Here is a 10694-nt window from a genome sequence, read left to right on the forward strand (position 1 = left end):
GACGACGAATGCCGGACGTCGATGCGTAACGTCTGGGCGATCGGCGACGTTGCCGGCGAGCCGATGCTCGCGCATCGCGCGATGGCGCAGGGCGAGATGGTCGCCGAGCTGATCGCCGGCAAGCGCCGCAAGTTCATGCCCGCGTCGATCCCGGCCGTGTGCTTCACCGATCCGGAGATCGTCACGGCCGGCTGGTCGCCGGACGACGCACGTGCGGCCGATGTCGATTGCGTGAGCGCGTCGTTCCCGTTCGCGGCGAACGGGCGTGCGATGACGCTGCAGGCGACCGACGGCTTCGTGCGTGTCGTCGCACGGCGCGACAACCACCTGATCGTCGGCTGGCAGGCGGTCGGGCGCGGCGTGTCGGAGCTGGCCGCGGCGTTCTCGCAGTCGCTGGAGATGGGCGCGCGGCTGGAGGACATCGGCGGCACGATCCATGCGCACCCGACGCTCGGCGAAGCGCTGCAGGAAGCCGCGCTGCGCGCGCTGGGGCATGCGTTGCACGTCTGACGCGTATCGCGCGTGACACGAAGCCGCCGATGCGCAGCGTGCGCATCGGCGGCTTTCCGTTTGCCGTGCCGGCTTTCGCACCGGCGCGTGCACTGCTCGTCAGGACGGCGCGCGGACGTCGGCGGGTTGCGCCGTCACCTCGCGATAGAACGCATCGATCGCCTCGACCATCTGCGACAGCCCCGGCTGTTCGAGCGGATAGTGGCCCGCGTTCTCCAGCATGACGACCTTCACCGGCACCTTCCGCACGCGCTGCAGGAACGGTTCGCTCAGGTGCAGCGGCGTCCAGCGGTCCGCGGCTGGTTGCGTGAGCAGGATCGGGCACACGGCGAAATCCTCCGGCTCGACCGCCGGCCGGTACGACATGTAGGAATCGAGGAACGCGATCGTCATCGCATTACCGGCGGAGGTGCGATCGGACAGCCACACCTTCAGCGCATCGCGGTCGTTGACGAGCGCGGACATCTTGCTGGCGAGCGTCATCGGCACGCGCATCGATTTCAGCGGGGTCATCGCGGTGAGATGCATCATCGTGCCGCCGACGCGGCTCATGAACACGTTGCGCGCGGTTTCGTCGCGCACCTGCTGAAGTCGCTGGTCGAGGAACGTCATGCCGACGATGCCCGCGACCTTGCCGTTCAGCGCGGCCACGTGATACGTGAGCATGCCGCCCGCACTCAGCCCGTAGAGCACGATCGGCCGGCCGTCCTTCGCGCGCTCCGCGTCGATCAGATCGCTGCCGGCACGCACCCAGTCGTCGTAGCGAACCAGCGCGCCCCTGGCGACCTCGGTCATCCCGTATTCGGGCATGTCGACCGCGATCGTTTCGTAGCCGCGGCGCGCCAGTTGCTCGCCGAGGATCATCGACATCTGCCGGCCGTTGGTGCCCACGCCGTGGAACAGGATCACCTTCACCCGCGCTTGCGGGTTGCGGTACGTGTCGAGATGCATGCGATGGCCGTGCCACGACCACCATTCTTCCGTCGGTTGCTGGCCGTCTTTCCACTGGAAGTCGGTCGGAAGGAATTTCTGCATGTCGCGCCAGACGGGCTGGTCTGCGTAGGTCTTGGGCATGGTGGCGGACTCCGGTGGATTGGGCGAAACGGCATCGTCAGCCCGTGCCGGCGCGAGCGGAGCGCCCGTCAGGCCGGCGGCCAGCAATAAAGTGCAGGCCGGGCGAAAGAGCGAAGAGAGCTTCATGGTGATCGACGCCGTGCGGGTTGCGATGTCGTTCATCATCGGCGCACGGGCTCGCGCGATCCATGCTGGGGCAGGCCAACCGCTTTAGAATCTAGGCCAACCCACGTCGCGAGGCGTCTGATGAATGTCTGGAACTTTGCCCGCAGTCCGGCTTCCGTCCTGCTGATGATCGAATTCGGGCGCGACCGCAAGATCGCGCCGCCGGCGTTGCTCAAGGGGTCGCAGCTCACGCTGAAGCAGCTCGCCGACCCGGATTTCACGGTGCTGGCCGCGCAGGAGCTGGCCGTTGCGTCGAACCTGCTCGATTTGACTGCCGGCGAGGCCGGCGTCGGCCTCAAGGTCGGCCTGTCGTACCAGCTTTCGGCGTACGGGCTGCTCGGGTACGGGCTCCTGAGCAGTGCGACCGGCATGGACGCGGTCGCGCTCGCGGGCCGCTACCTGGCGTTGACCTATACGTTCGTCGGGATGACGTTCCGCCGGGTCGGGCCGCACGACGCGATTCGGTTCGACGCGTCGCCGGAGCTCGCCGCGGACGTGCAGCGCTTTTTCGTCGAGCGTGCGATGGGCGCGACGTGCCGCGTGCTGGGCGACGTGATCGGTAGCGCGTTGGAGCTCGCGACGTTCGACCTCGCGTTTGGCGCCGGCCCTGACGTGACGCAGCCGGTGCTCGGCGCGAGGATCCGGCACGGCCAGCCCGCCAACACGCTCACGTTCGAGCATGCACACCTCGAGCGGCCGTTGCCGCAGGCGAATGCCGCGACCGCGGCGATGTGCGAGCGCATGTGTGCCGAGCTGATCACGCGCAGGCGGACGCGCGTCGACCTCGTATCGTTTCTCAACGAATACTTGGCCACGCGCCCGTTCGACCGGCCGCCGCAGTTGAAGGACATCGCGACGCTGCTCAACACGAGCGAGCGCACGTTGAAGCGCCGGCTGCAGGAAGAGGGCGCGTGCTTTCGGGATATATCGAGCACGGTGCGCAAGACTCGCGCACAGGCGTTGATCGCCGAAGGGCGGCTGTCGATCAAGGAAATCGCGCAGGAACTGGGATTCAGCGACATGTCGTCGTTTTCGCAGGCCTACAAGCGCTGGACGGGTGTCGCGCCGAGCCTGTCGCGCCAGGAGACGGCCGGGTCGTAGCGGGCTGCCCGCCGAAACAAGCGCGCCCTGTAACTTTTAGAGATGTTGAAAGGTTGCCGGCGCCGAGGCGGCCGACGATCATGTAGGAAGCCGGAAGCGGGCCGTTCGCGTCCGCCAGCACCGGCTCCACACGGAAGAACCGGACATGAAACTGCTGCTCGTCGGCGCGACCGGACTCGTCGGGCGTCACGTCCTCGAAGTCGCGCTCGCCGATGCGCGGGTCGATCAGGTGATCGTCCTCGCGCGCCGCCCGTTGTCGCCGCACCCGAAAATGCGCGCGCTCGAGGTCGATTTCGATCATCTGCCCGATGCGGCCGACTGGTGGCATGCCGATGCCGTGATCTGCACGCTCGGCACCACGATGCGGGTGGCCGGCTCGAAGGCGGCATTCCGTCGTGTCGACCACGACTATCCGCTCGCGGTTGCGCGGCTCGCGCATCGCTACGGCACACCGGCTTACGTCCTGAATTCCGCACTCGGCGCGGATCCGGCGTCGCGCATCTTCTACAACCGCGTGAAGGGCGAGGTCGAGCAGGCGCTCGCCGGCGTCGGGTTCGCGTCGCTCACGTATGTGCGGCCCGGCCTGATCGGCGGCAGCCGTGACGAATTCAGGTTCGGCGAGCGGCTGCTGGTGTCCGCGTTGAACCTGGCCCACCCCGTGTTGCCGGCGAAGTGGCGCGTGAATCCCGCGTCGCGGATCGCCCGCGCGATGGTCGACGCGGCGATCGACGCGCGGCCGGGTGTGCAGGTCATCGCGTCGAACCGGCTCGTCTGACGCGGCCCGCCCGGCCTGCGTCGGTCACTGGCCCGCGACACCGTCGAGCCTGCCGAACTGGTCGGCGAGCGCCGCCGTGAATGCCTCCAGCGCCTCGCTGCTGTCGCAGTTCCTCGGTGTCGCGAGCTGGAATTCGACGGTATGGCTCAGCTTGCTCGCGAGCAGCCGGCGCATCTTCCCCGCGGCAACCCACGGTGCTGCGACGTGGTCGGGCAGGAAGCCGACATGCGCGCCGGACAGGATGAAGATCACGTCGGCATCGACGTTTTCGGAGAACGCGGTCGGCTGCGCGTTGCGCGGCGCCGCACCCGACGTGTGCGTCTTGTAGAGCCGCGCGACGTTGCTGGCGCGGGCAATGTCGTTGACCGACACGGTTTTTTTCGCAAACAGCGGATGCCGGGCGCCGCAGTGCAGCGACTGGTGCTCGACGAACAGCGGCGCGTAGTGCAGGCCGGCCTGGTGGCCGGAAAAATAGCCGATCGCGAGCTGCAGTTCGCCTTTCAGCAGCCTGCGCTCCAGCTCGTCGGGCGGGTTCGCGACCATCTCGATCAGCACGTCCGGCGCCCGTTCGCGGAAGCCGCCGACGGCCGCCGCGATCGATTCGACGATGTCCGGTGCAAGCCGCTCGGACAGCCCGATGCGCAGTTCCCCGAGCAACGTGCCCGACACGTGCTGGGTATCGCGCGTGAATACGTCCATCGCGTGCAGGAGCCGCCGTGTCGACTGCAGCACGCGTTCGCCCTTCGGCGTCAGCCGGAAGCCACTCTTGCCGCGATCGCACAGCCGGAACCCGAGACGCGTCTCGAGCTTGGCCATCTGCGTGCTGATCGTCGAAGGCGCCATCCCGAGCGTGCCCTGCGCGGCGCTGAAGCCGCCGCTCTCGACGATCGTCAGAAAGAGCCGCAGCAGCTGCAAATCCATGTCTCTCAATCGGGTCAGCATGGCGATACATCGCGTTTCGTGAAGTCGGCTTATGTTAGTTCATATTTTTCGTCGGATGCCGTGGCGGCACAATCGGGCACGAGGTCGCCAGCCGTGCGGCCATTCCCCTTCAGACAGGAATCCGACGATGAGCCAGAACGATTTCGCGTTCACGCGCGACAGCCTCTACGGCACGCAGGCCGAACCGACCTTCGCGGGCGCGACGAGCTTCATGCGCCGGCGTTTCAGCCGCGACCTCGAGGGTGTCGACCTCGCGATCACCGGCGTGCCGTTCGATTCCGCCGCATCGCACCGGCCCGGTACGCGCTTCGGCCCGCGCGGGCTGCGGATCGCATCGACGGGCATTGCGTGGGAGCGCCCGTGGCCGTGGTCGTTCGATCCGTTCGACGTGCTGGCCGCGGTCGACTACGGCGATTGCGCGTTCGATCTCGGGCAGCCCGAATCGGTGCCGGGCGCGATCGAGCGGCATGCCGATGCGATCCTCGCGCGCGGCTGCGCGATGCTGACGCTCGGCGGCGATCACTTCATCACGTATCCGCTGCTGAAGGCGCATGCGAAGGTGCACGGGCCGCTGTCGCTCGTGCATTTCGATGCGCATACCGACACGTGGCCCGACCGCGACGTCAAGCGCATCGATCACGGCACGATGTTCTATCACGCGGCGCGGGAAGGGTGGGTCGTGCCCGAACGGTCGGCCCAGATCGGCATCCGGACGACCAACGACGAGCCGATGGGCTTCGACATCCAGGATGCGCGCCAGGTGCATGCGTCGACGCCCGCCGCGGTCGCCGCGCGCATTCGCGAGCGGGTCGGCGATCATCCCGTGTACCTGACGTTCGACATCGACTGCCTCGATCCGGCATTCGCGCCGGGCACGGGTACGCCGGTCTCGGGCGGGCTGTCGAGCCATCAGGCGTTCGAGATCCTGCGTCACCTGGAAGGCATCAACCTGGTCGGCATGGATGTGGTCGAAGTGTCGCCGCCGTATGATCATGCGGAAATCACGTCGCTGGCCGGCGCAACGATCGCGCTGGAGCTGATCTGCCTGTATGCATCGCGCCGGCGGCGGACCCTGGAAAAATCGAACGATGACTGAACTCACCTGGCGCAAGGCCGTTCCCGACGATGCGGCCGCTTGCATCGCACTGCGCGGCAAGACGCGCGAGAACGCATTCACCGAAGCGCAGTTGCGCGACCTCGGCATCACCGTCGAAAGCTGGGGCGACGGGATCCGGGATGGCCTGTTCTCGGGCCATGTCTGCTGCGCGAACGGGCGCATGGTCGGCTACTGTTTCGGCGACACCGATTCGGGCGAGATCGTCGTGCTCGCGATCCTGCCCGAGTACGAGGGGGCGGGGATCGGCAAGCGGCTGCTGCGGCAGGTGATCGACGCGTTCGCGGCGAACGGCTTCACGTCGTTGTTCCTCGGGTGCTCGACCGATCCGGCGTCGCGCTCGCACGGCTTCTACCGGCATCTGGGCTGGACGCCGACGGGGACGCTCGACGACGCGGGCGACGAAATCCTGACGCTGCGGATCGGGCAACACGCGTGACGGCAGGCGCCGGAACGCTCCCGGCGCATCGTCGAATCGTAAAACTGTTTCGTCATACAAAACGATAGCGCGACCGCGGCACCGGCGCTGACCTACGATGGAACCATTGCTTCCATCGACCGCCGAGCCGTGTGCACCCACTACCGCGCCCCCGATGAAGACCCGGGCATCAGCGAACTGAAGATCGGTATCGGCGATCTGTACCGCCGCGACCCATGGGCACCGGACGTGTATCCCGACTACGCGGCGCCGCTCGCGCGCGCCGATGGCGATGGCCTGGCGGTCGTCGCGGCCGTGTTCGGCTTCTGGCCGAAATTCATGCAGCCCGAGCGGGTCGACGAGCACGGCCGTAAGAAAAAGAAACTCGATACGGTGAACGCGCGGGCGGAAACGGTCGGCTCGTCGCGGCTCTACGGCAGTGCGTGGCGCAACGGCCAGCGCTGCCTGATTCCGGTGCGCTGGATCTTCGAGCCGTGCTACGAAACCGGTCGCAACGTGTGGCACCGGATCGGCGTCGACGGCTGGCAACCGTGCTGTGTCGCCGGAATCTGGCGGCGCTACGAAGGCGACGATGGCCGCGAGCGCGTGGGCATGGCGATGCTCACGGTTAATGCCGACACGCACCCGCTGTTCGCGCGGATGCATCGGCCCGGCGAAGAGAAGCGGGGCGTCGTGATCCTGCGCCGCGACGACTACGACGAATGGCTGCACGTGCGCGACATCGAGGCCGCGCGGCGCATGCTGAACCTGCTTCCCGCCGCCGACATGACGGCCGAGCCCGATCAGGTCCCGTCCGCGGGCAGCTGACCTTTCATTTTCAAGACGCCTTACTTTCAGCTTGATGCGTCGAACGCATCCCGATTGTTCGGACAATTAAAAAAAGTCGGCCGATCCCGGGTAATCACCGATACCTGGCAAGTTGTATATACAAGATCATCCGCTGGCAATGTCGGCACACGTCGTGCCGCTTGCGCGCCAGTGCGCAGACCATGCGTGCGTGGCGCATGCCGGCGATCCACGGCGCCCCGCACCCGCAGAGCCGAAAGGGCGGCTCGCAGATTCCTGTCTCGTCCAAACAATTTGTGATCCTGAGTATTTTGGAGATTTCCTCGTGTCAACGAATCCCAGTGGAAAAGCCGGCGGCCTGATCGAAGTCCGTTCGATCGACTTCATTCCCGACGCCGAGCGCCACGGCGGCTTGCTGAGCCAGTTCACGCTGTGGCTGTCGGCCAACATGCAGATCACGGCCATCGTCACGGGCGCACTCGCGGTCGTGCTCGGCGGCGACGTGTTCTGGTCGCTGGTCGCGCTGCTGCTCGGCCAGTTCATCGGCGGCACGGTGATGGCGCTGCATGGTGCGCAGGGGCCGCAGCTCGGGCTGCCGCAGATGATCTCGAGCCGCGTGCAGTTCGGTGTCTATGGCGCGATGATCCCGATCGTGCTCGTGTGCCTGATGTACATCGGCTTCTCCGCCAGCGGCTCGGTGCTGGCCGGGCAGGCCGTCGCGCAGCTGCTGCACGTCGACGACGCGGCCGGCATCCTGCTGTTCGCGGCCGTGATCGTCGTGCTGACCGTGTTCGGCTATCGCGCGATCCATGCGGTCGGCCGGATCGCGAGCGTGGTCGGCATCGCCGCGTTCGTCTACATGTTCTCGCAGCTGTTCGCGAACCACGACGTCGGCGCGCTGCTCGCGAACAAGCATTTCTCGCTCGCGAGCTTCCTGCTGTCGATGTCGCTGTCCGCGTCGTGGCAGATCGCGTTCGGCCCGTACGTCGCCGACTATTCGCGCTACCTGCCGCGCTCGACATCGTCGGTCGCGACGTTCGTCGCGGTCGGCCTCGGCTCGGTGATCGGCGCGCAGGCGGCAATGGTGTTCGGCGTGTTTGCGGCAGCACTGGCCGGCAGCCAGTTCGCGCACCATGAAGTGTCGTATATCGTCGGCCTCGGCTCGACGGGCGCCGTGGCCGCGCTGCTGTACTTCAGCATCGCGTTCGGCAAGGTGACGGTGACGGCGCTCAACGCATACGGCAGCTTCATGTCGATGGCGACGATCGTCAGCGGTTTTCGCGGCAAGGGCGCCGTGTCGTCGAAGAGCCGCCTCGTCTACATCTTCGGGATGATCTGCGTATCGACGCTCATCGCACTCGCGGGCCGCCATTCGTTCCTGAAGGAATTCACCGCGTTCATCCTGTTCCTGCTCGCGTTCTTCACGCCGTGGAGCGCGATCAACCTGGTCGACTACTACTGCTTCACGCGCTCGCGCTACGACGTGCCGGCGCTGTCCGATCCGGACGGCCGCTACGGCCGCTGGAACGTGATGGCGATCACGATCTACGTGGTCGGCATCCTCGTGCAGTTGCCGTTCATGTCGACGCACATCTACACGGGCCCGCTCGTCGACGCGCTCGGCGGCACCGACATCTCGTGGATCCTCGGCCTGGTCGTGCCGGCCGTGCTGTATTACATCGGCGCGCGTGCATCGCGCCGCAGCATTCCCGAACGCCTGATCCTGCCGCTCGAACGCGGCGAAGCTCACCACTGACGACACGTCACGCGCATCGGGCCGGCCGGCTGCCGGCCTGAATGCCGCGCGAGCCGGGCGCTGCCAGCGCCGGGCTCCTCCCCACGTTTCCTTTCCCACGATGCCGGTGCGGTGCGACTTCGCGCGCGGTGTCGTTTCATTCTCTGACGATTGAATAGTATGACTAAACAAATGACAGCCCGCGGAAGCGATTCCCGGGCGCGGATGGCGCACGCCGGTCTTCGCATGACGGTGGCGGCGGCGTGCATTGGCGGATCGGGTGCCGCGCTCGCGCAGGACGGCGTCACGCTGTATGGCGTGATCGACGAATTCGCGCAGTACGTGAATACGGGCAACGGCTACACGGCGGCGATCAATTCCGGCGGCCAGTGGGGGAGCCGGTTCGGGCTGAAGGGGGGCGAGGATATCGGCGGCGGGCAGAAGATCGAGTTCGCGCTGGAGAACGGCTTCAACCCGAACGACGGCTCGCTGGCGAGTTCGGGCAGCCTGTTCAACCGGCAGGCGTGGGTTGGCATCGCGGGGCAGTGGGGCAAGGTGCGCGCGGGCCGCCAGAATTCGCCGCTGTTCAACGACCAGGGCGGACAGGATGCGTTCGGCGGCGTCACGCAGGCGTCCGGCATGGACAACCTGACCGTGTTCGCGTTCCGCACCAGCAATACGGTGTCGTACCAGAGCCCGGAGATCGCGGGCTTCCAGGGCGGGGTGTACTTCGGGTTCGGCGATGCGGGCGGCGTGCGCTCGGCAGGCTCGAGCCAGCAGTTCGACCTGACCTACGAACACGGGCCGTTTGGGGCATTCGTCGCGGGCCAGTGGCTGAAGAACGCGACGGCGACCACTACCGATCGCACGATCATGGCCGGCGCGTCGTACGAGATCGGCAAGGCAACCGTGTACGGCGGCTTCTCCGCGGTGAAGTGGGCCGATTTCGGCATCGATTCGCGCGTGTACGGGTTGTCGGTCAAGTACCAGTTCAATCCGGCGAACTACGTGGCGCTCGGCTACGCGTATCTGCACGACCAGTCGTCGCAGGGCAACAATGCGGACCAGCTCGGGCTGATGTACGAGTACGACCTGTCGAAGCGCACGAGTTTCTACGGCGCGCTGTCGTACCTGCGCAACCGCAACCAGGCCGGCTATACGCTCGCCGGTGCGGCGAACCCCGGCTTGCCGCTCGCGTATCCGGGGGCGAATGCACGCGGTGTGCAGCTGGGTATCGTGCATCGGTTCTGACGAGGCCGACGCGCCGGGCCGTATGCGCCCGGCGCTTTCGGCAGGCGCATTCGCGCCGTTACTTGCCCAGCCGCTCCGCAAGCGAATAGCGCTGCATGCAGCGTTCCATCGCGTCGAGAAACGCCTGCTCGGCCGCGTTCATCTTGCGATCGCGATGCCACAGCAGGAACACGTCGACATCGACGAGCCCGTCGTCGGGCGGCAGCCGCCACAGCCGCTGCTGCGCGATGTCGTCGCGCACGATGTGCTCGGGCAGGCAGCCGATCCCGTAACCGGCGAAGATCAGCCGCCGCACTTCATCGAGGCTCGGCGACGACGCGACGATGCGCCCCGTGAAGCCCCGCTGGTCGCGAAACACGGTGAGCGGCGACAGGCTGTCGCCGATCAGGTCGCTCGTGAACGACACGAAATTTTCCGCGAGCAGATCGTCCATGCGCAGTTGCGTCTGCCCGAACAGCCGGTGATGGCGGCCGCAGTAGATCGCATAGCGCTGGCGCAGGAAGCATCGCATCTCCAGCTTGTCGTGCGGCGTACGGCACAGGCCGAGCCCGGCCGTGGCCGTCTTCTGCAGCAGCGAAGACAGAATGTCCGACGAGCGCATCACTTCGATCTGCAGGTCGATGCGCGGATACGCGCGATGGAATTCCGCGAGGAATTCGTCGTAGACGGGCGACTCGATGCGGCTCACCGTCAGCAGCCGGATCGAACCGGTCAGGTCGGCCGTGCTGTCGTCGATTTCGGTTTCGAGGCGCGAGATGCCGCCGTAGATGTCGCTCGCGATCCGGTAGACGGCTTCGCCGGC

The 10694-nt window shown here is 66.7% G+C and carries 11 protein-coding genes; 8 read left to right on the forward strand and 3 right to left on the reverse strand.

Going from position 1 to position 10694, the window contains the following annotated elements; translation table 11 throughout:
* On the forward strand, positions 1–510 hold a 510-nt coding region (locus JYJ84_RS18465; RefSeq protein WP_205189350.1), incomplete at its 5' end, for an FAD-dependent oxidoreductase.
* Between the two features lie 99 nt (positions 511–609).
* On the opposite strand, the gene JYJ84_RS18470 is transcribed toward JYJ84_RS18465, so the two are convergent.
* Positions 610–1584: an alpha/beta fold hydrolase gene (locus tag JYJ84_RS18470; protein WP_122944944.1), complete on the reverse strand. Its 975-nt coding sequence runs from the start codon at positions 1582–1584 to the stop codon at positions 610–612.
* A gap of 246 nt (positions 1585–1830) precedes the next feature.
* Between JYJ84_RS18470 and JYJ84_RS18475 the strand changes: the two genes are divergently transcribed.
* Together JYJ84_RS18475 and JYJ84_RS18480 are read left to right on the forward strand one after the other, a co-directional pair.
* Positions 1831–2850: an AraC family transcriptional regulator gene (locus JYJ84_RS18475; protein WP_205189351.1), complete on the forward strand. Its 1020-nt coding sequence runs from the start codon at positions 1831–1833 to the stop codon at positions 2848–2850.
* A gap of 145 nt (positions 2851–2995) precedes the next feature.
* Positions 2996–3625: an NAD-dependent epimerase/dehydratase family protein gene (locus tag JYJ84_RS18480; RefSeq protein ID WP_122944947.1), complete on the forward strand. Its 630-nt coding sequence runs from the start codon at positions 2996–2998 to the stop codon at positions 3623–3625.
* Between the two features lie 24 nt (positions 3626–3649).
* Here the strand turns inward: JYJ84_RS18480 and JYJ84_RS18485 are convergent, their stop codons facing one another.
* Positions 3650–4567 (reverse strand): LysR family transcriptional regulator, encoded by a 918-nt coding sequence (locus tag JYJ84_RS18485; RefSeq protein ID WP_122944948.1) that lies wholly within the window; start codon positions 4565–4567, stop codon positions 3650–3652.
* A 127-nt stretch (positions 4568–4694) separates the two neighbouring features.
* Here JYJ84_RS18485 and speB point away from each other — a divergent pair, with 127 nt between their 5' ends.
* The 5 genes from speB (at position 4695) to JYJ84_RS18510 (ending at position 9892) form a co-directional block, all read left to right on the forward strand.
* Positions 4695–5663, forward strand: a complete 969-nt coding sequence (gene speB / locus JYJ84_RS18490) for an agmatinase (protein ID WP_122944949.1) — start codon at positions 4695–4697, stop codon at positions 5661–5663.
* Entirely contained in the window at positions 5656–6120 is a 465-nt protein-coding gene (locus JYJ84_RS18495) for a GNAT family N-acetyltransferase (RefSeq protein WP_122944950.1), read from the forward strand. Before speB ends, JYJ84_RS18495 begins: the two co-directional genes overlap by 8 nt.
* 129 nt (positions 6121–6249) lie before the next feature.
* Positions 6250–6927: an SOS response-associated peptidase family protein gene (locus JYJ84_RS18500; RefSeq protein ID WP_122944951.1), complete on the forward strand. Its 678-nt coding sequence runs from the start codon at positions 6250–6252 to the stop codon at positions 6925–6927.
* A 304-nt stretch (positions 6928–7231) separates the two neighbouring features.
* Entirely contained in the window at positions 7232–8662 is a 1431-nt protein-coding gene (locus tag JYJ84_RS18505; RefSeq protein ID WP_122944952.1) for a cytosine permease, read from the forward strand.
* Positions 8663–8821: 159 nt separating this feature from the next.
* Positions 8822–9892 carry a porin gene (locus tag JYJ84_RS18510; RefSeq protein WP_175221311.1) on the forward strand — a complete coding sequence of 357 codons (1071 nt, stop codon included), beginning with the start codon at positions 8822–8824 and terminating at the stop codon, positions 9890–9892.
* A gap of 58 nt (positions 9893–9950) precedes the next feature.
* On the opposite strand, the gene JYJ84_RS18515 is transcribed toward JYJ84_RS18510, so the two are convergent.
* The coding region (locus JYJ84_RS18515) for a LysR family transcriptional regulator (protein ID WP_205189352.1) at positions 9951–10694 on the reverse strand (744 nt) is incomplete at its 5' end.

The sequence above is a fragment of the Burkholderia sp. LMG 13014 genome (assembly GCF_905232215.1).
Lineage (GTDB): Bacteria > Pseudomonadota > Gammaproteobacteria > Burkholderiales > Burkholderiaceae > Burkholderia.

What these genes read in the sequence shown, in the direction of transcription:
- JYJ84_RS18475 (WP_205189351.1), top strand. Translation starts at nt 1,831, where the DNA reads ATGAATGTCTGGAACTTTGCCCGCAGTCCGGCTTCCGTCCTGCTGATG.
- speB (WP_122944949.1), top strand. Translation starts at nt 4,695, where the DNA reads ATGAGCCAGAACGATTTCGCGTTCACGCGCGACAGCCTCTACGGCACG.
- JYJ84_RS18485 (WP_122944948.1), bottom strand. Translation starts at nt 4,567, where the DNA reads ATGCTGACCCGATTGAGAGACATGGATTTGCAGCTGCTGCGGCTCTTT.
- JYJ84_RS18495 (WP_122944950.1), top strand. Translation starts at nt 5,656, where the DNA reads ATGACTGAACTCACCTGGCGCAAGGCCGTTCCCGACGATGCGGCCGCT.
- JYJ84_RS18470 (WP_122944944.1), bottom strand. Translation starts at nt 1,584, where the DNA reads ATGCCCAAGACCTACGCAGACCAGCCCGTCTGGCGCGACATGCAGAAA.
- JYJ84_RS18480 (WP_122944947.1), top strand. Translation starts at nt 2,996, where the DNA reads ATGAAACTGCTGCTCGTCGGCGCGACCGGACTCGTCGGGCGTCACGTC.
- JYJ84_RS18510 (WP_175221311.1), top strand. Translation starts at nt 8,822, where the DNA reads ATGACTAAACAAATGACAGCCCGCGGAAGCGATTCCCGGGCGCGGATG.